Origin of the sequence: Iodobacter fluviatilis (assembly GCF_004194535.1) — a bacterium.
Classification (GTDB): Bacteria; Pseudomonadota; Gammaproteobacteria; order Burkholderiales; family Chitinibacteraceae; genus Iodobacter; species Iodobacter fluviatilis_A.
In genome coordinates this window covers 3,510,320-3,530,848 of sequence record NZ_CP025781.1, presented here as the reverse complement: position 1 = coordinate 3,530,848, position 20,529 = coordinate 3,510,320, and the positions used below count along the sequence as shown (strand labels likewise).

The 20,529-nt window shown below is 42.9% G+C and carries 11 protein-coding genes and 3 pseudogenes; 9 read left to right on the top strand and 5 right to left on the bottom strand.

Annotated features, from left to right (window positions below; translation table 11 throughout):
* Window positions 1-8 precede the first annotated feature (8 nt).
* From asnB to C1H71_RS15645, 5 genes and pseudogenes are all read left to right on the top strand, one after another.
* Window positions 9-1,874 carry an asparagine synthase (glutamine-hydrolyzing) gene (gene asnB / locus C1H71_RS15665; RefSeq protein WP_130107384.1) on the top strand — a complete coding sequence of 622 codons (1,866 nt, stop codon included), beginning with the start codon at window positions 9-11 and terminating at the stop codon, window positions 1,872-1,874.
* Window positions 1,875-1,930: 56 nt separating this feature from the next.
* Window positions 1,931-8,227: pseudogene (locus tag C1H71_RS22010) on the top strand (condensation domain-containing protein); the annotation flags it as partial.
* Window positions 8,228-8,262: 35 nt separating this feature from the next.
* Window positions 8,263-9,303 (top strand): serine hydrolase domain-containing protein, encoded by a 1,041-nt coding sequence (locus C1H71_RS22005; protein WP_374704460.1) that lies wholly within the window; start codon window positions 8,263-8,265, stop codon window positions 9,301-9,303.
* Window positions 9,304-9,375: 72 nt separating this feature from the next.
* Window positions 9,376-10,635 (top strand): MFS transporter, encoded by a 1,260-nt coding sequence (locus C1H71_RS15650; protein ID WP_130107381.1) that lies wholly within the window; start codon window positions 9,376-9,378, stop codon window positions 10,633-10,635.
* A gap of 76 nt (window positions 10,636-10,711) precedes the next feature.
* Window positions 10,712-10,813, top strand: a pseudogene (locus tag C1H71_RS15645) (IS6 family transposase); the annotation flags it as partial.
* Window positions 10,814-10,848: 35 nt separating this feature from the next.
* Here C1H71_RS15645 and C1H71_RS15640 read toward each other — a convergent pair.
* From C1H71_RS15640 to C1H71_RS15630, 3 genes and pseudogenes are all read right to left on the bottom strand, one after another.
* Window positions 10,849-11,193 (bottom strand): annotated as a pseudogene (locus C1H71_RS15640) (integrase core domain-containing protein); the annotation flags it as partial.
* Between the two features lie 37 nt (window positions 11,194-11,230).
* Window positions 11,231-12,318, bottom strand: a protein-coding gene (locus tag C1H71_RS15635) for an IS3 family transposase (RefSeq protein WP_130107380.1) whose coding sequence is annotated in 2 segments (ribosomal slippage) — window positions 11,231-12,066 and window positions 12,066-12,318 — 1,089 coding nt in all. Because the reading frame shifts where the segments join, the coding sequence is not laid out codon by codon here.
* A 168-nt stretch (window positions 12,319-12,486) separates the two neighbouring features.
* Window positions 12,487-12,975 carry an RtcB family protein gene (locus tag C1H71_RS15630; protein ID WP_130107379.1) on the bottom strand — a complete coding sequence of 163 codons (489 nt, stop codon included), beginning with the start codon at window positions 12,973-12,975 and terminating at the stop codon, window positions 12,487-12,489.
* Window positions 12,976-13,995: 1,020 nt separating this feature from the next.
* Here C1H71_RS15630 and C1H71_RS15625 point away from each other — a divergent pair.
* Window positions 13,996-14,655 carry a DUF3800 domain-containing protein gene (locus C1H71_RS15625; protein WP_130107378.1) on the top strand — a complete coding sequence of 220 codons (660 nt, stop codon included), beginning with the start codon at window positions 13,996-13,998 and terminating at the stop codon, window positions 14,653-14,655.
* 439 nt (window positions 14,656-15,094) lie between these two features.
* Window positions 15,095-15,520 (top strand): hypothetical protein, encoded by a 426-nt coding sequence (locus C1H71_RS15620; RefSeq protein ID WP_130107377.1) that lies wholly within the window; start codon window positions 15,095-15,097, stop codon window positions 15,518-15,520.
* A gap of 202 nt (window positions 15,521-15,722) precedes the next feature.
* Here C1H71_RS15620 and C1H71_RS20760 read toward each other — a convergent pair whose 3' ends face one another.
* Window positions 15,723-15,872, bottom strand: coding sequence for a hypothetical protein (locus C1H71_RS20760; protein ID WP_188053348.1), 150 nt, complete (start codon window positions 15,870-15,872; stop codon window positions 15,723-15,725).
* 597 nt (window positions 15,873-16,469) lie between these two features.
* Here C1H71_RS20760 and C1H71_RS15615 point away from each other — a divergent pair.
* Entirely contained in the window at window positions 16,470-17,174 is a 705-nt protein-coding gene (locus C1H71_RS15615; protein WP_130107376.1) for a type 1 glutamine amidotransferase domain-containing protein, read from the top strand.
* A 356-nt stretch (window positions 17,175-17,530) separates the two neighbouring features.
* Window positions 17,531-18,283 carry a TetR family transcriptional regulator gene (locus C1H71_RS15610; RefSeq protein WP_130107375.1) on the top strand — a complete coding sequence of 251 codons (753 nt, stop codon included), beginning with the start codon at window positions 17,531-17,533 and terminating at the stop codon, window positions 18,281-18,283.
* Window positions 18,284-18,342: 59 nt separating this feature from the next.
* Here C1H71_RS15610 and C1H71_RS15605 read toward each other — a convergent pair whose 3' ends face one another.
* The gene (locus tag C1H71_RS15605; RefSeq protein WP_188053346.1) at window positions 18,343-19,968 is read right to left on the bottom strand and encodes a methyl-accepting chemotaxis protein; all 1,626 of its coding nucleotides are present in this window, start codon (window positions 19,966-19,968) and stop codon (window positions 18,343-18,345) included.
* Window positions 19,969-20,529: the final 561 nt, after the last annotated feature.

Genomic DNA, 20,529 nt, shown 5'->3' with positions numbered 1-20,529 from the left:
GAAGAAATATGTGCGGGATTACAGGGATTTTTATGCAAGATGTTCAAGCCGGCCAACATGCTGATATTGAACTATTAAAAAGAATGACTCAAAGCATTGTTCATAGAGGACCTGACGATCTGGGGTTGTATGCCAGCGAGCAAGCCTGCTTTGGTTTCAGACGTTTGTCTTTTCTTGATTTGAAGCTGGGTAACCAACCTATTTTTAACGAGGATGAAAGTATTGCTTGTGTCGTCAATGGTGAGATTTTTAATTATCAGGAACTTAGAAATGATTTAATTAAACGCGGGCATCGCTTTCGCTCGCAAATGGATTGCGAGGTGATACCGCACTTATATGAAGAATATGGCATTAATTTTCTTAACAGACTTAACGGCCAGTTTGCTATTGCTTTACACGACGTTAAGCAGCAAAAACTTATCCTGGCCAGAGATCATGTTGGTATTGCTCCACTTTATTATCATTATAAAGATAATACATTGTTATTTGGTTCTGAAATAAAAACCCTTTTAAACAGTGTTGACGTCAGTCGTAGCATTGATTTAATCAGCCTAGATCAAATTGTCACCTTTCCAGGTATGGTTAGCCCAAGAACCATTTTTAATGACGTTAAATGCTTGCCGCCCGGTCATGTCATGACAGTAGATAAGCAAGGTATGCAGATTGAGCAATATTGGGATCTTGATTACCCTGAGCATAACCCTAATATCCAACCTCACACAGATGCATATTACGTTGAAAAACTAGATTATTTACTACGTCAGGCAATAAAAACACGTTTGCATGCTGATGTTCCTGTGGGTTTTTATTTGAGTGGTGGCCTAGACTCATCACTTATCGCCACACTGGCCCACGATATGGACCCCCAGCAAGTATTCAACTCATTCGCCATTGGTTTTGGCCGTGCGGATATTGACGAACGCCAATATCAACAACAAGTGGTTAACCAAATACATTCAAACCATCATGAACAGATTTTTGATTATGAGCAAATTAACCAACGCTTGACTCAGGCTGTTATCGCAGCCGAATCCCCCTTAAAAGAGTCCTATAATACCTGCTCGCTAGCGTTATCACAGATGGTTCAACAACAAGGAATAAAAGCAGTATTAACTGGTGAAGGTGCTGACGAACTGTTTGCGGGATATGTGGGTTATCGTCTGGCCCAGCAATCACGCGGACAAGAAGAATCCTTTGACCTTGAGTTTATGCTGGAACAACAAGCCAGAAAAACGCTATGGGGAGATGAAAACTTTTTCTACGAAAAGGACTATCACGAGTTTCATACTCTCAAGAGCTCACTTTATTCGGCTGATACCAACGCCGCTTTGCTTGGGCAACACTGTACTTCCCAGCCCATAATTAACCCTGCACGGATAGCCAATCGTCATCCCACTCATCAGCGCTCTTATGTTGATTTTAAACTACGTATCGCCGATCACTTATTAGCCGATCATGGCGACAGAGTCACATTTGCTAATTCGGTGGAAGCCAGATATCCATTTCTTGATATTGATTTAATTAATTTTGTACGCACGATACCACCAGAGTTGATGCTAAAAAACGGCAATGAAAAATACCTGCTCAAACAACTCGCAACCAAAACGGTGCCAGAATCCATTATACGACGCAAGAAATTTTCTTTTGTGGCCCCTGGTAGCCCTTTTCTTCTGCAAAATAAACCCGAATGGATTATGGACATGCTCAGTAGAGCCACCATTACTCGCCAAGGGATTTTTAATCCCGATACCGTAGAAAGACTGACTAATAGTGCCCTCAGGGGGGGGCATGACATCAATCAAACTTTCGAAACTGACTTTTTAATGGTGGTTATTACCACAGGTATCTTACTTCGCGAGTTTGTTGAGTCATAAGCAGTGTAGTGGCCAATATTTTCAGTCCATCATATTTTTATTTCAGGTAGGTAATCATGACTAAGTATTTTGTTCACAAAAAATTCGCTGAAACGGCAAGTTTATTTCCAAATGAAACCGCCATTGCTGAAAGTCAGCGCCAGATAAGTTATCAACAACTCAACACTTATGCCAATAATCTAGCTTATCACATTAGTGATACTACCCATCAAATAGGCAAACCCGTTGGCTTGTTCTTACCCAAAAGTATTGAATACATTTTAGGGGTATTAGCTGTTCTCAAAAGCGATCAAGCCTTTTTACCCTTATCCCAAGAGCAGCCTGATGCACGCCTTGGTGATATTTTACGCAAGGCACAACCTAGCCTAATAATGACCACTAAGGAGTTGGCGCTTTCGCTGAAGAAAACACTCGCCGCACTGGATTTGCAACACATAACCATCAAGATATTTAACTACGGTAATACCGGTGAACTTGAATTGACTCACCTAGACTCAGGCGCATTACTACACAAACCATACCCAGATACTGATCCACGAATGTCTGCGACCCCTGAGGACAGTAACTATATTATGTTTACCTCTGGTACCACAGGAGATCCCAAGGCCATCGTCGGTTGCCATAAAAGCCTCAGTCACTTTATTCATTGGGAAATGAAAGAGTTTGCGTTATCGAGCCACCTACGGATTGCTCAACTAGCTCCCATTACGTTTGATGTCAGCTTACGAGATATTTTTGTGCCACTGCTCAGCGGTGGGGTTTGCTGCATTCCTGAGCCTGAAGTGCAATTTGATGCCAGACGCCTGTTGCTGTGGATTAGTAATAGCCATATCAATTTAATCCATTGCGTTCCTTCTATTTTTCGCTTGTTAATGACAGAGCTTGAAGCTGATAACAATACTCAGGAATACAATAAACAAAAATTAAGCCATTTAAAGCATATATTGCTAGCAGGCGAGCCTCTATTTGGTCGAGATGCTAACCGCTGGATAACATTGGTTGGCAACGATATCGAATTAGTCAATCTTTATGGTCCTTCCGAAACGACCTTAGCTAAATTGTTCTATCGCCTTAAAGGCCCAGTTGAACAAGCAAACCAAATGATCCCCATCGGGAACCCTATTGCTAATACAGCAGTGTTGATCATCGCCAATAATACCTTATGTAGAGTAGGTGATATCGGTGAGATTTATATTAAAACCCCTTTTCGCAGCAAAGGTTACCTTAATGATCAACCATTGACAGATTTAAGCTTTATTCAAAATCCACTCAACCCAGATAATGAAGATATTATTTATAAAACGGGTGATTTAGGCAGATACCTAGAAAATCACAGCGTCGAAGTCCTCGGCCGCCTCGATCGCCAGGTTAAACTCAACGGGATACGTGTTGAGCTTAATGACATTGAAGGTCACATCCATAACTTACCCGAAATCGATCAGTGTTTTATTAATCTCTACAAAGATGAAGATCAATCTAGCAAACTAGTATGCTACTACACTTGCCATCAAGATATTTCTATCACTGAGATCAAAAGCTTACTCGCTGACAAACTCAGTGCCAATCTCATTCCTAACATGATGATAAAATTAAACAGCTTCCCTTTAATGCTCAACGGCAAAGTCGATAAAAAAGCACTACCCAATCCAGCAACGTATTTCAATGACTTTAACATTAAAGAAGAACAAGACCTAAGCCCTACCGAGTTAATACTCAGTGAGATTTGGCGCACCAGCCTTGGGGCGGCTAGCCTCAGTAAGTCTCATCATTTCTTTGATTTAGGGGGCACTTCATTAACTGTCATGAAAGTACTGGGTGAAATGTATCGTCAACTAAATATCGAGATCTCTATTCAGGATTTTTACCAGCATGACACAATTTCAGCGCTTGCCGATCATATTGATAAGCTTCCAGTATTAACCGGTGTAGATTATCAAGCCATCACATTGGCGCCCAAACAACACTATTACCCCCTGAGCAGGCAGCAACAAAGTCTCTGGCTCAGTGAGACACTAGCGGATCAGCCTGGGCATTTTACGATTCCCGGTGCCTGCCAATTAACAGGTGATTTAAATCGCCAGGCATTTAATCAAGCCATTGATGCTTTAATCAGTCGCCACGATAATTTACGTGTCGTCATTGATGAAGAAGAAAATGGCATCCCTAGACAGCGCATTAAGGGAGATTTTCATTACCCACTCGACATTATTGACTTATCTACTTGTCCCGACGCAGCAAAGCAGGCTAGAACAATAATGCTCAACGACAGTCAGCAGGCTTTTAACTTGGCTGAAGCGCCATTATTTCGCTTAAAGCTCTTTATGCTAGATAAGCAAAATCATTATTTCTATTTTTGCTTCCACCATCTGATTTTTGATGCTTGGTCTATGGGACTCTTTGGTCAGGAACTCATGTCAGCCTATCAAATACTAGCAACTGGAGGAGAATATAAGCCTGCACCTCTGGCGATCCAATACCAGGATTTTTGTCACTGGCAAACATTGGAGCAACAACAGGAAAAACAAATAGCTCAAAAAAACTATTGGTTAAACCTATTTGCACATTCCACTCCGATACTGGAACTGCCGACTGATTTCCCCCGCCCACAGCAAAAACATTTTCGTGGTGCTCAATTAGACTTCACTATCGACAGCGGCATGACCAAGCAACTTAAGCGATTGAGTATTAATCAAAATAGCAGTTTATTCTCACTGTTAATGTCGATATATCAAGTTCTACTAGCTAAATATACCAATGAGCAAGATATTGTCGTCGGCTTCCCCACTGCTGGGCGAGATCATCCGGATTTGAATCCGTTAATGGGTATGTTTGTCAATACATTACCTTTGAGGAGTCAATGTGATGACAAACTGAGCTTTAATGAATTTTTAAGACAGACTACAAACAATATCAATGATGCACTCGACCATCAATCCTATGGACTAGAAGATTTAGTTAACGCTTTGGATCTTCCAAGGGATATGAGCCGAGCTCCACTATTCGATACTATATTCATGCTACAAAATTTTGAACAAATTAAGCAAAAAAATAAACAACTCATCTTGTCCGAACTGCCAACTCTACAACATACGCCCTGGTATGATTTAACCTTTAAATGGATAGAATCAGAGGGTCTTTTACACTGTAATATTATTTATGACGAAGAGCTATTTACGTCAGCAACTGTCTCTCGCTTAGGCCAGCACTTTACCACTATTGTCAGGATGGTTTTAGCACAGCCAGATATCAAACTGGCTAATATTTCACTATTAACCGCTGCTGAGCAACTGCAACTCATTGATGATTTGCGTCCAAATGATAGCCCGATCAATGAGCCTAATATCGTCGGTTGTTTTGAAAATCAAGCAAAAATAGCCCCAAGCACTATTGCACTGTCTTTTTTCGAACAAAAAATAAGTTATGAAAGCCTTAACCGTCAAGCTAACCAGCTTGCTAGATATATGCAAACATTAGGCGTCAAACCAGGTGATGTCATTGGCTGTCATATGCCAAGGTCTCCCTTAATGATCACCAGTGCATTAGCTATTTTAAAATTAGGGGCCATTTATTTACCACTAGAAATAAGTTATCCCCAAGCACGAAAGGAATACATTATTGCTGATAGCGGTATTAGTTTTGTGTTGAGCAACACTAACAAGGAAGATGACAATTTAAGTCACATTTTTAAGGATATTTGTTGGATAAACGCCGATGCTCCCCAGATTATCAATTTTGATAGTAACAACCTCCCGCTAATTCCCGCCACTAATGACTTAGCCTATATTATCTATACTTCTGGTTCGACGGGGAAACCTAAGGGTACGTTAGGGCATCACCTAGGGGTCGTGAATCTTGCACAGCATTTTAAAGTTTATCTTAACCTCACCGCGAATGATCGCTTTTTACAGTTTGCCAATTGTTCATTCGATGCTTCAATTTTTGAAATATTTATTACGTTATTAAGCGGCAGTACTTTGGTACTCATCACCGAGGAGATAATATTAGATACTCATGATTTTGAAGACTATTTGAATCAACAGCAAGTCACAGTAACTGTACTCCCCCCACTTATGTCCGACAACTGACCCCTGAGCACCTGAATAGTCTGAAAACATTATTGACTGCCGGATCGACGACTGATCACACTCTGGTAGAAAAATGGTTGGATAAGGTCAGGTATATTAATGCTTATGGCCCGACTGAAACCACCGTCTGTGCCAGTGTTTTTGAAGTGTCAGCCTCTGCTTGGGCAGACTTAAAGCAAAATAACAAACCGATCCCTATTGGTAAAGCAATCAGTAACCTCCGCTTAGATGTATTGGATCCTCACCTGCAGCAATTACCTGCGGGTATTTCCGGTGAATTGTACATTTCAGGGTTAGGTGTCTCTCATGGTTATCTCAATCAGACGGGATTAACCAAGCAATATTTTACCCCAAACCCACATATGCCTGAATTACCTATGTATAAAACCGGCGATCTTGCCCGTAGGCTCGCCGACGGTAATATTGAATTTCTCGGAAGGAAGGATGACCAAGTTAAAATTCGCGGTTACCGAATAGAACCCATGGAAATTGAACATCAATTACTACAGCTTGAGCAGATCGCAGATGCCCGAGTTTTGGTCAATGGTAAGGCCAGCCAACAATACCTGAGTGCTTATTATATTGGGGTTGCTGATGATGAAAGTATTATCCGCCAAGCACTATCAAGCACACTCCCCAAGTACATGATTCCTTCCACTTTTACGGCCTTACGCACGTTTCCCATGACTCCCAATAATAAAGTGGACAGCAGCGCCTTACGTAAAATGTCAGAACAACAAAAAGGAGGCATAATTAGTCTACCAAATAGCAAGGACATTGAAGCTAGCATAGCGAGTATCTGGAAAAGAATCCTTAATATAAACCACATTAATCAAACACAAAGCTTCATTGAACTTGGCGGCGATTCGATAAAAGCGATTCAAACCGTTGCTGAATTAAAGAAATTGGGGTTAAAGATAAAAGCTAACCATATCTTGCAATATCCAACCATAGAGCAGCTAAGTCAACACGTCACTTATGCATTGCAAGAAGACAATATCCAAGTTCAAGGGCAAGTACCACTAACCCCTATACAACAGTGGTTTTTTAATCATTATCAAGGGGATAAGAACAAATTTTTCCAACACGCACTCTTATCCTTTACTGATAAGATTCACCAAGCAACCCTGCAACAAGCAATGCAAGAGGTCATGAAGCAACATGATAGTTTACGCTCATCATTTGTTTATGACATAGACTCAAAGCAATGGCGGCAAGAGGTATTAACCCCAAACATATCTATTGATTTTCATTGCATTCATCTGGAAAAAATTGACCATACATTAATGGCTATTCATATGAACGCACTAGCCAACCAAAGCTGGCTCAATAAATCCCCACTGTTGCAAGGCATTATTTTCAAAGCAGAAACTAGCGATGACCATGTATTTCTTCTTGCTCATCACTTGATCGTCGATACTGTTTCATGGTGGATTTTACTCGATGATATTGAAAAATCCTATCAACAGCTACTCGCCGGAAAAAAAGTAGACCTAGGCAGTAAAACCAGTTCATTGCAGCAATGGTCACAACAACTTCATAAATTTAGCAAGAGTGAAACATTGCAGCAAGAACGAGAATTATGGTGCCAGACAGATCAAGCCCTGAACTCTGCCTTTCGCTTTGCACCAAGCAAAGAGCAGACTGATACAGACAACATAAGCCTTGTACTGAGCCAATCACAAACCAAGGCACTATTGAGACAAAATATCCACCAAGGCATAGCTGTACACGAACTACTGTTAACCCTACACGCTAGGGCCATGGCTAATATATTTGGTGCAAACCAGTATTCCGTTTTCATTGAAAACCATGGCCGAGAGGAATGTTTTGACACTCTAGATGTCAGTCGGACAGTGGGTTGGTTTACCAGCATTTATCCTTTGGTGTTGGCGCAAAATAAGCCCTGCCCCTTATTACTAGATATAGCCAAAACAAAAAATATATTACAACAAGCCCCTAATAAAGGCTTAGGCTATGGTGTACTCAACTATCTACCCAGTAATAAGAGCATAACTGAAACGTATAGCAACATAATGCCACAAGCCAGTTTCAATTATTACGGTACCTTTGACCGACAAAGTCAGCGGAGCCGAATCGTCGATGTTGCTAAATTTGATTTACCCGCTCTACGTCCGCCATTGCAACATGTTATGGACATTTCTGGTTCAATTAGAGGAGGTCAACTTCATATCGAACTCCATTATAACAACAATCGCCTAGCGACGGATCTAGCTCAGCAGTGGCTTGCTCATATCAACAAGGAGTTGATAGATTATATTCACCTAAAATACGATAAAAACATGCCTAAAGTAGACCAGGCGTTTGAACAAAAACTACAAACTGGCATAGACAAAATTCTTACACAATATGAAATACCTGGATTAGTACTCGGTGCGCGCTTTCCTAACGGAGAAACTGTCATCTGCTGCCGGGGTATCTCCAATACCCAAACACAAGCTAAGTTAACTAAAAATCATCAATTCAGGATCGGTAGCTTATCAAAAACTTTTGTCGCTACTCTTATCCTACAGTTTGTTGATGAGGGGAAGATCTCACTAACCCAAGCAGTCGGAGATATCTTAAGTCCTAGCTTGATCAACAACTCAGGCATAGATAAAAAGATCACTGTCAGACAATTACTTAACCACACCTCTGGGCTAGAGGATTATATTAATAATGGTGAGTTTAAAGACATTTGTCTAAATCAACCTGAAAAAATATGGGAACCTGAAGAACTGCTCCGCTATTTTAATACTTCAGTGACCCCACCTCTTCTTGAAACTCATTCACAATGGCGATATTCCAGCAGCGGTTATATTTTACTCGGGCTTATTATCGAAAAAGTCACCGGAGAAAAATTTGAACAGCTGCTTTTTAACCGTATCACTGCGCCACTTGGTTTACAAAACACTCATTTTGCAGATAATAATGCATGTCAGAAAAGCCTAGCATCAGGGCATGACAAGCAGCTAAATCCTTTACCCAATAAAGACACCAGCTTCACTTGGGCGGCCGGAGGATTAATTTCTACTGTTGAAGATCTGCTCACCTGGCAGGCAGCCATCAACGATGGGCGACTCTTGAGTCAAGAGATGCAAAAGCAGCGCTTGGATTTTATAGACTTACCCGCGCACGTGAGTTTGGATCAACATATCCAGGCTGGTTTGGGAATTTTCAACATTGAGGGGCATCTAGGGCACGTAGGAGATATGCTTGGACACGAAGCTGCCATATTAGCTCATGATGATGTTCAGCTGGTTGTTTTACTTAATGGTGAAACCAAACACCCAGCTATGGTATTTGGCGGATCGATATTTGAAGCTATTTTCGAGCTGATTTAGTCAGCTCATCACGTTAAGCACTCCTATTCTTAATTTCAAAAACCCGACCTATGGTCGGGTTGGAGCACGCAATTGAACACATCATTATCGGATAAGGACGCTCGCCGTAATTTTAAATATATGTGGTTGGGCCAGTTCATCAGTCAGTTTGGTAGCCAAATTACATCAATAGTACTCATTTTTTGGTTAAAAGAGCAGGTAGGCTTGGCTTCAGTTATGGGACTATCAGCGATGTTATTTTCTCTTTTTATCGCCATTTTTTCTCCGCTAGGAGGAGCCCTTGCCGATATTTATTGCCGTAAGACCATCATAATATCCAGTGATTTACTCGCCGGGACAGCATCTATTTTATTGCCACTAGCTTTCTATTTCTTTCCTGATCAGCTCTATTTGCTTATTACATTAGTACTCTTGATGCAACTAGTGTTAGGTGCTGTTTTAGGTTTATATGATCCTGCTTACTCTGCATTACTGAGCAATGTGGTTGCAAAAGAGCAGCTTCCTCTTGCCAATTCCATCAAAAATGCCACTATTCAAGGCGCAGTATTAATTGGTCAGGGCATAGGATTATTACTCTATAGTCAATTTGGGATTATCTCTATCTTAATAGCTAATAGCCTGTCATTTTATCTTTCCGCCTTGAGTGAATCGCGAATAAAACTTCCTCAGCAGGAAGCTAAGCCCGTAAAAGCAACACACACTTTATCAGATTCAAAAAAAATCATCGCAGGCATGAAGCAAGGGTTGATGTATATCAGCGAAAAAAAATCTCTGAAATCTTTATTGTTACTCATTGGCGGGATCAACTTTCTTATTGGTCCTTTTGTTATCCTACTGCCTTTTTATGTTGAACAAATCTTATCCGTTCCAGACTATTGGTATGGATATTTAATCGCAGCTTTTGGTGGCGGAGGGTTAATCGGCTACCTATCTTTGCCTTTTTTTAAGTCCAGAGTACAAGACTGGTCTGCTTTGGGCCGTAACAGTTATCTATTTTTTGGTTTCTTACTTATTTCGCTCGGAGTAAGTAAAAATATTTATTTATCCTTAATATTATTCATTGCTTGTGGCAGCTGTTTTGGACTAATCAATACCATGATAGAAACAGCCATATTAACCAACACCCCAGATGATAAACGTGGTCGAGTAATGAGTATTTACCGCGTTATTACTCGCCTATCCTTACCTTTAGGTATGGTTATTTCAGGAGGGTTGGTCGATTTTTATCACTTTACTATTGAGAACATTTTTATCGCTTGTGGAATTGCGGTGCTGATACTGTCTATACAGCAATTTATCCAGCAAAAGCTCAAAGAGGTACTAGCGTTATAATCGGTTCTGTCGCAAAGTTGACGAAGTAAACTAAAGTGTTGATGATATTCGAATATTGATTTGGAGTATCCACTGCATGACATTTAACTTCTCTGGGCGACATTATCTATCGGATATCATCATGCAGCCCCTTCGCTATTATCTGGCCTACAAACTCAGTTACCGTGAAATTGAGGACGGTAATTGTCAAAGTAGTTGAGATGTTTTTACGATTTAAACTACCTGTAATTCCTCGCTTGTTTTAGGCTCAATGACCCGATCCGGATTGAGTTGCACTTCGTTTTGCCAGCTCCAGTTCCGAGTCGTGTTACGCCACCGTTCCGGGTGCGCTTGGCGGGCGGCTTGGTAGACGGCATGGCGTTTTTCTAACAGCGCTTTGTCCTGCCCATGATGCCGTTGTGATGGCGTGACGAATTGAATGCCGCTGTGTCGGTGCGTATGGCTGTACCAATCCACAAACCGCCTCACCCATTGCCTTGCTTCATCCAGACTGGCAATGCCTTTGTGCGGCCAGGCGGGCCAGTATTTCAACGTGCGAAACAATGACTCCGCATAGGGTAATCCCCCCATTTTTAAGCTCACTTAGAAGTAGAGGCTAGGTATGTAATGCCAGTTTTTGTTTCGGGGTGATGCCGCCCAATCCCATATGCGAGCGTTCGTTATTGTATGTCCAAAGCCATTGTGTCGCAGTTTCTTGTACTTCAGCAAGGCTTTCAAAATCATCGCAAGTTAGCCATTCATAACGCACAGTTCGATTATAACGCTCGATATATGCATTTTGCTGCGGGTTACTGGGCTGAATATAGGCCAATTCAATCGATTTTTGCTCTGCCCAATTTTTTAATAGGTGACTAATATATTCAGGGCCATTATCGGACCTGATTCGTTTTGGCTTGCCGCGCCATTCAATAATTTGATTCAGGCTGCGTATGACGCGCTCTGCTGGCAAAGAGAAATCGACTTCAATGCCCAATCCTTCCCGATTAAAATCATCAATCACATTAAATAAGCGAATGCTGCGGCCATCGGCTAATTGACCGTGCATAAAATCCATCGACCATGTTTCATTTTTTGCCGCTGGCACTGCTAATGGCGCTGGCGTTTCGCGTTCTAAGCGCTTTTTAGGCTTAATCCGCAGATTTAACTCTAAATCGCAGTAAATCCTGTAGACCTGTTTATGATTCCAGTGCTTTTTCTTTACGTTTCGCAGATGCAAAAAACAAAGGCCAAAGCCCCAGTTGCGATGTGTTTCCGTGAGTTGAACCAATGAGTCAGCGATTTGGGCATTTTCTGCATCCAGCTTACGAACATAGCGATAGCAAGTCGTGCTAATCGCAAAGCTGGCGCAAGCTGCACGAATAGAAACGGCCTTGGTTTCAACGGCCCATTGAGCCATCTCACGACGCTGAGATGGCTTCACCACTTTTTTGACATGGCCTCCTTGATGATATCCGCTTGCATCTGGGCTTCGATATACATCTTTTTAAGGCGCTTATTTTCGTCCTCCAGCTCTTTCATCCGCGTCATCATCGAGACGTCCATGCCGCCAAACTTAGCGCGCCATTTGTAGAAAGAGGCAGAACTCATGCCGTGCTCGCGGCACAGATCGGGGACGGTTGAACCGGCTTCCGCTTGCTTTAAAATCGCCATAATCTGGCTGTCAGAATAACGTGCTGCTTTCATGTAGAGCTCCTCAAAGACTACGAGAAAATTCTACTTAAAAATGAGCTGGTTTTGTGGGGGGATTACCGATGATCTGCCTGCAAACTAAGTTTGAATTGATAGCGTTTCTAGGCACTACGTATTTACACTGGCACAGATAGTTTACTAATAAGCAAAAAACTATTGCGCTCAATCTAGTCCACTTGGTTGCGATAGAGTCGGCTCAGTTAGGTGAATTGACAATTTTTGGCCTGATTTTTTCTCAGATAGGGAAACACCGCCTATCGTGTCAATGGCTTTTTGAAAGCCAATATTGGCGGGTAAATGGCTGGCAATTTGCGCCTGCCATTCTTCGCCCAAAGCGCCATCAATATTGCCGATTTTCTTTTCCATCTTGCTGATGCTGACTTTTCTAGCATCCAGTTCGGTTTGCCACAACGCCATACCGCAGCCAATATCACCGCCAATTAAGGCAGGATAAATGTGCTCTGCCGAAAAAAATGCCGCACCAACTGGATAGCCGCGACCGGGATGCAAATCCGGCATGCCGGAGACATATTCCATGCCGAGTAACTTGGCGGTGTTTTGAAGTTGTTGGATCGCATCGCCTTCGATCCAGATGTCTGTAGCCGCGATTAAGTTGACGCGCTCAGACAAAGTTTGAACGTAATTGCCCATGATAAATCCATATCAGATTTTAAAAATGCTTGATGTGGCAGGCCGAGGCCTTGGGCAATGCGAGGGATTTAGAGCAGAGAAGACTCGATCAACCTAGGCACGGACTGCGGAGAATGTAGTGGTGTTTTGCATGGTTTGTTCTCCTTTTACAGTACGGTTGATGAGATAAGTGGATCGCATCGTACACCTGATTCGATACAAGTTGAAAGACAATTCATGTTGTAGCTTGTAATCGTATGTGCAATGCAACAGATAACTCCCCTTTCAATTTTGTGGCCTTGAGAGGCCGCTAAGGCCGAGTAGCTCAGGCACGAAACTAAAATGATTAAGGCCGCTACCTGATGGTTAGCGGCCTTTCATTTTTTCTGCTTCGGCACTGACACATCGGCCTAAGCGGACATTTCTGTGTGAGTTTTGGAGTTGTCTAGCTTGGCTCGAGAAGTCCATCTTGCACACACCCCTTGATGGGCACGATAAACATGATTATATTTAGCAAAAAGCTAGTAATGTGATCTTGCCCTGTGGGCAGTCGCACCATATTTGGGAGATATAGGAACAATATGGCAGTCCTGAAGAGGGACACATTGTTGATGAGAATTCAATGATGCTTGCGCACATATGATTTAAGATCTTGTGCAGCTCTGCTTGAGCTATCGCTCAGCAGCGCCAGCCTGTAAGCAAGGCGATCCGTAGCAGGTACGGATAAAATACAAATTCGGGTTACCCGATTTGAAGTAGTGCGATGGCATTTTGCCACCGCTACCAGTCCCTAAGAAGGACACCTCGCCGCAACACCGAGGAAAACGCAGTTTTGCCAAGCAAAATGCAGCACTTATCTCGTAATGAGCATAGTGACAGTCCCTGAGAAGGACACTCCACAACGCTTGCGTTGCATATTGGTGGGGTAATCGTGCAGTGCCGTCAGGTCTGTGCAGGAGACGTAGTGTGACTTCACATCGTTTCTTCGCTCTGAAAAAGGACGACTAGCTGCTTTTCAACGATTACTTTACGAGAACGAATATGCATATCTGCTACATCGATGAAGCTGGTTGCCCAGGCTATTTGCCAGCAAACAACACCGAAATCCAACCCGTCCTCATCATCGCTGGCCTTGCTTTACCAAAAGAGGCTTTAGATTCGATTAGTCGGCAATTTATCAAAATCAAGCAACAGTATTTGTATGGCGAAACTAGGCCAAATTCTCGTCATCAAGACGCACTCAACGAGCTAAAAGGCGCAGATCTAAGGCGGGCAATTCGCGAAAGGCTTAAGCCAGAAGCGGATAAAGCACATAAGCTAGCCCACCAACTATTGGAAACCTTGATCGCCCACGGCGCAGAACTGTATGGCCAAGTCATCATCAAAGTACCAGATGATAAGTTTAATGGTACTCAGCTCTACGCTGAAGCGATGATGCGAATCGCTAAGAACTATCATCAACTCCTAGATAAAGAATTGAGCAATGGCCTGATCGTGGCGGATATTATTATCTCTTCATTGTTGATGCCTTTGGCTCTCGCAAAATTCGGCGAACAAGTCCCAGAGAGCAAGCACAAGAAAGAAGAAGATTTACAGAATTTCAAACGTTATGAAAAAAGGCTGAAAACGCTTTGCCGTAGCGGCTCTAGCCTTGTCGCGGTACAAAGCAATCACCCCGACCTAGCGATTAAATTTTTGTAAAATAAGGCAGATACTGACTAGCACGCCTCCTAAGTGGACTAAGCAAAAGTAAGTCACAAGGATTTCTGTTGTCACTCATGAGTGGCTGCTTTGGCCGAGGAGCTAGCGCTCGCGACACAATTTGAGCGTCTGCAATCAAGGTCATTGCAGGCGTCATTTAGCCCAAAATTGTTGCGCCTCAGCGTCTGTTGTTGGCCGATAGCGGCCTGTCGCTCAGTCTAACCCAGTCGTTTCAACCGAGCATTAACTCTCGTTTTATGGTGGCGAAATTGGTAAGCGGAGAGGCGACGTTCGATGAGTTTGGGTGGATAAATCTAGTAAGATTTTACAAAAACAAAGTAAGCTAAATAAATGTGCCTTATTACACCGCTGTAATTAAGTGGCTTGTTTCTGCATACAAAAAATTAGATGCTCCCCCACCAATTGATAAGGCGATGCGATGAAAGTTAAAATATTTTGTATGCTTGCTCTGGTTTCAACGGGCCTGATGGCCAGTGAGGCGAGAATGCCTGAAGACATGCTGCGAGGCAAAAATTCGCAGTATCAGGATGGTTTTCGAGATGGCTTTCGTGAAGCGATGAGGATGATGAATAGCGGTAGCAGTAGTGGTCAGGGAAATTACAGCCGCAAAATTCAAATATCAAAAGCGAGCTATGGTTCTGCGCGTGGGCGCTGTGATTTTACCGACAGGCTGGGCCGTTCTGCCAATGACAAATCGTCTTATCACTTCAAAGCCGGTAATCAATGGTGTGGCGATCCTTCAGATGGTTACCAAAAAATGGCAACAATTGAATATTCTTGCCGTGGCAATATGAAAAGAGCCTATGTGCGGGAAGGCCAATCTGAAACGCTACGCTGTAACTAATCAAAAAGGCACCTCAATGATTTGAGGCACCTTTTCTCAAAAATTAACGATAGATGTGACTGAAGGCGGTCTCAGCGAAGCTCATCAACTACCACTGATAGCGCAGCGATGATAAGACGGTGCGGCCACGGCCAAAGTAGCAATAATTGCTGCTATAGCACGATGCAACATTGTCTTTATCCAAGATATTATTCGCACTGAGCTACACGGATGCGCCTTTAAAGCGGCTATCAATCAAATTGCCGAGCTGTAAATTAAGTGAAAAATCGAGCAAGGTAACGGCGGGTACTTTTAGGGTATTACGGGTATCAGCCCAAGTGCTGCCGATATAGTGAGCAATGTGACAAGTCATGAGCATCGCTGCGCGATGACCATTTAGTCGCTGTTACAAGGGTAGTGTTGTACCGTTTGGCCAAGGCATAGGCCGATAGATTCAAAGCCTGCATTTCGGCACGAACACGCAGTGTTGTTCTGGCTTGAGGATGGATTTTAGTCACGGCTATGCCTTGTGTGAAAGTCACTGGATCAGGTCATGCATGATGTCTCTGGCTTGGAACAGAAGCCAACTGCGAATAGGGATATGATGACCCAGGACCCGACCGCTAGTGAAATGGGGCACAAAACAACTCGCAAAAAAATAGATCTGCAAAAAAGTATTTGACGCCAAGAAATATTAAGCAATACAATACCTACCAACTAGTCGGAAGCAAAGCACTTCAGAGAGGACAACATTACTTATAATGGAGCACTTCTGAAGCAGAATTATCTATCTAATTAGATAACTCAGACGTTCTTATCGTTTCTTTTGCATACCAACTAGTTGGTATATTTACATACGTACTACTGAAAATACGCGCTGTGAGTGGTTTAGCCATAATGGCAATGCCCGCTTAATTGAGGGTCATTTTAGATCCTCAATAATCATCTCTTAAAACCCAAAGGAAATATTATGAAAGCAACTGGAAACAAACAAAAACGCGTTCTACTGGTAATGAGCTCAGTTGACGAAATGGGTGTCAGCGGTAAGCACACCGGCACTTGGTTCACTGAAGTCGCTGCACCATATTACATCCTGACTGAAGCAGGCTATGAAGTCGTCCTCGCTTCACCACACGGTGGTGAGGCTCCAATTGATTTGCTAAGCCATAAAGTGCCATTCACAACTGAATACACAGAACAATTCCTGAAGGATCCGGTTGCTCTGTATGCGGCAAGAAACACCCGTAAGCTACGCAATATTGACTACGACGGCTTTGATGCCTTGTTTGTACCTGGTGGTTATGGCTTGCTGTGGGATCTGGCTTCTGATTCTCATCTACTGAAGATGATCAAGGAATTCCATACAGGGCAGCGCCCTATCGCCATGGTTTGCCACGCGCCGGCTATTTTGCGAGATGTGAAGAAGGATAACGGCGAGTATTTAGTAAAAGGCGTTAATCTAACTGGTTTCAAAAATGCAGAAGATGCGGAAATTGAACTGGATAAACACCTGCTGTTTTCTTTAGAAGACGAGCTCAAAAGCCGCGGCGCTAACTATTTGAGTAAAGCAAATTGGGAGCCAAACGTGGTGATTGATGGCCCATTGATGACTGGCCAAAGCCCTGCTTCAGCAGCACCGCTGGCTCAAGCGCTAGCTGACCGTCTTAAAGCTTAATATTGACGCAAAAGCAGCAGCTAACTGGCTCTGCCTAATACTGATCCTGCTGCCGCAGGATCAGTATTTTCTATAGAAAAGCGGATTGTATTTCTAACGGTAAAGCTGCCGATTAATCAGCTCAATCTGTGCATTATTTAGAATAATTAAAATAAAAAAATTTCCAAATAGATTTTTAATAGCGGCAATACACACCCCCCAAATCACAAGGTAAAACGCTATACTTAGCATCATTAGTAATTCAATCGGCCAAAATCGAACCGTGCTTATCGCGGGCTATAGCGAGGGGCTTGGTTAAATGGGCACCATGAACTCACTTTAAGTAGCATCGTCATTACGGCGATGAAGAAATTTTTGTGCTGGATGACGTTTTCCAAGGCAAGCATGGAAGCTACCCAGCGGGCACTTGGCTGCGCAGCCCGCATTTGAGTTTGCACCAACCGTTAGTGATCAGGTTTGTACTATTCTGGTCAAAACAGGCCATTTACCCATCGTTAAAGAATAAGAGTAAAAATATGAAGCATTTTTCAGAACTATCTGCCATGGCTGAACACGTTGTGAACGCCGCAGAAAGTTTAATCCAAGAACGTGGCTATAACGGTTTTTCATACGATGATATAGCACGTATCGTTGGCATAAAAAAACCTAGTATTCATCATCATTTTTCTACAAAAAGTGAGCTTGTCTCCGTCGTTGCACAGCGCTACACACATCGTTTCAGAGAGAATCTTCTGCAGATAGAGGGGCAGCACGCCAAGGCGCAAGATCGTTTATCTGCTTACGCAACACTCTTTGAAGAAACTTACAAAATAGACCAACACCTTTGTCTGTGTGGAATGCTTGGGGCGGAAGCTAGCTCATTACCTGAGAATATCGTGCTTGAAGTACATCGTTTTTTTGAAGTCAACCTCGATTGGTTAACTCAAATCATTGAAGAAGGGCAGCGGGCTGGTCAGCTAAACAAAGCACTCTTTTCAAGAGATATCGCTGAAACTTTTTTATCTTCCTTAGAAGGCGCAATGATCATCGGACGTGGCATGCGTTCCACAATTGGTCCAGCAAAAATTGCGCAAAGCTTGCTAAGTACTCTCTCTTTAACGGCAGCGTGAATTAACACTCCTTGCTATAGAGAGAGCACGGTTGAGCGCCCCCCAAAGCAGCAGCAAACCTACAGTCTAAATTTTGCCGCGGCTTGATTTAGCTCGCGGGCAAGCTCCTCAAGGCTACCCACCTGCTCATGGGCCGCTTGTACAGAAGCATCAGACTCTTCCACCATCTGAGCAATCCGCTCCACATTGCCAGCAATACTATTACTCACTTGGCTTTGCTCCTGAGTTGCATTGGCCACATCACGTATTTTATCTAAAGTGGCTCGGGTAACACTATTGATCTCACGCAAGGCAGCAGCTGCTTTTTCTACTAGATCAACACCCAATGCAACCTGAGTTTGCACAACGTCCATTGAGCCTGCAGCAATATCCGTATCCTCCTGCACAGCACGAATCGTGCGAGTAATGTCTTGTGTGGCACCGCTGGTACGCTCTGCTAGTTTGCGTACCTCATCTGCCACAACAGCAAACCCCCTACCCTGCTCGCCAGCTCGTGCGGCCTCAATGGCAGCATTTAGGGCCAATAAATTAGTTTGATCAGCAATTTCTTTAATCACCGCACTCATGCTGTCAATTTCGCGAGAGCGCTCAACTAAGCCGCGAATCAGACCCGCTGCAGTGCCAATATCACCAGAAACACGGCGAATCTCGTCTGCTGCATGCTGCGCCATTTTTTCACCTTCAGTGGCTAGCTCTGCAGCATGCTGAGAATTAACCTCTGTTTCTCTAGCACTAGATGAAATATGGCTAATACTGACCGTCATTTCTTCGATTGCCGCAGCTGTGGAAGACGTTGCCTCCGAAGTCATCTGACTGCCTCGGCTAATTTGCTCTGTCTCTTTATTGAGTTGCTGAGACGCATGGGCCAAAGTAGACGACGCCTGATTAAAACGCTGAACCATACCGTGTAAACCCTGCTGCATAGAGCGCATCGAGCCCATTAAACTATCACTACCAGCCTGCGTTTCAATTTGCTTGGATAAATCGCCATTCGCTATCGCCTGTGCAATATCCGCCGCATCTTGGGGCTCCCCACCTAACTGCCCTAAAATACTGCGCATCGTACCCAATGCCAGCATCCCCATCACGGCAAGAATCACCAAGCCTGCCACCAGCATTTTTAATGCGCTATTCCAAAATAGGCGGTCAATATCATCCAGATAAAAGCCAGTACCAGGAATCCATCCCCAAGGCTCAAACTTAATCACACCATTTAGTTTTGGATATACCGCTTTATCCTCGCTTCCTGGCCGCGCAACATCAGTTATGTAGAACGCTTTACCGTCTTTACTTTCAGCTAAGCCATCACGAACAACCTGTATGGCCGTTCTGCCATCTGGTGATTTTGCCCCCGGATCAGGCTTGCCCATACGCTTAGGGTCAATATGAAAGACAAAAGTATCATCCGTCATGCTACGAATATAGAAATAAGTGCTGCCCGCTTTTTGCGCAGCCAAAGCCTCTTTCGCACGACTTTGCGCCTCCTCACGGCTCAGCTTGCCGCTGGTTTCTAACTCTTGAAAATGCGTCAATTGCGCTTTCGCTAAATCCAGTAGCTGAATAATTTGCGTACGGCGCTCCTGCATCATGCTTTGACGCAGCTGGAATAAACTGCCAACGCTCACAATGATGATACCCAAAAATGCGGCAATCACAATAATCCAAATCCGTGTTCTTAGTTTCATTTTTCGCACATCCATCAGTGAAAATCATACATGCAAAAAAACAGCTTAAAATCAAAGGTTAGCAATAATTATAAGTATAACCATAGTCAAAATAAAACAACGTGCCTATTTTTTTTACACAATAGCAGAGCAAAAAAATTGTCCTTATAAAAAAGAGTTAATATTAGACTCAAGATCGTATACTTTATTTCAATACCGTAAAGAACAAACATAAAACCATAAGCAAAACCACCGATCAGCCACCCAGCCATCCAGCCACCAAAGATGAAAAAAATTAACTAAGGATTCAATTAAATAATATAATACAACTCAGCACGTTTTGTTAAAAAATTAAATTAATTTAATAAAGAATAATAATTATTAATTTTTATTAAAAAATATAACACATAAATAGCGTCATTAATTACACAAAACAACAAGTGCCTCATCAAACTCTGCCAAACGTCGTAATATGCGCGGGGCAGGCAAAAAACAAACACTCCTTAGTAAAAAATCACACATTCATCACTTTATATTAGCAAAAACACTATTGAAAAGCCCCAATCTTGTTACGCTGATCAG

Coding starts and splice junctions, on each gene's coding strand:
- C1H71_RS15630 (WP_130107379.1), bottom strand. CDS start 12,975: ATGGGCAATTACGTTCAAACTTTGTCTGAGCGCGTCAACTTAATCGCG.
- asnB (WP_130107384.1), top strand. CDS start 9: ATGTGCGGGATTACAGGGATTTTTATGCAAGATGTTCAAGCCGGCCAA.
- C1H71_RS15615 (WP_130107376.1), top strand. CDS start 16,470: ATGAAAGCAACTGGAAACAAACAAAAACGCGTTCTACTGGTAATGAGC.
- C1H71_RS15605 (WP_188053346.1), bottom strand. CDS start 19,968: ATGAAACTAAGAACACGGATTTGGATTATTGTGATTGCCGCATTTTTG.
- C1H71_RS20760 (WP_188053348.1), bottom strand. CDS start 15,872: ATGACTTGTCACATTGCTCACTATATCGGCAGCACTTGGGCTGATACC.
- C1H71_RS22005 (WP_374704460.1), top strand. CDS start 8,263: ATGCCTAAAGTAGACCAGGCGTTTGAACAAAAACTACAAACTGGCATA.
- C1H71_RS15620 (WP_130107377.1), top strand. CDS start 15,095: ATGAAAGTTAAAATATTTTGTATGCTTGCTCTGGTTTCAACGGGCCTG.
- C1H71_RS15625 (WP_130107378.1), top strand. CDS start 13,996: ATGCATATCTGCTACATCGATGAAGCTGGTTGCCCAGGCTATTTGCCA.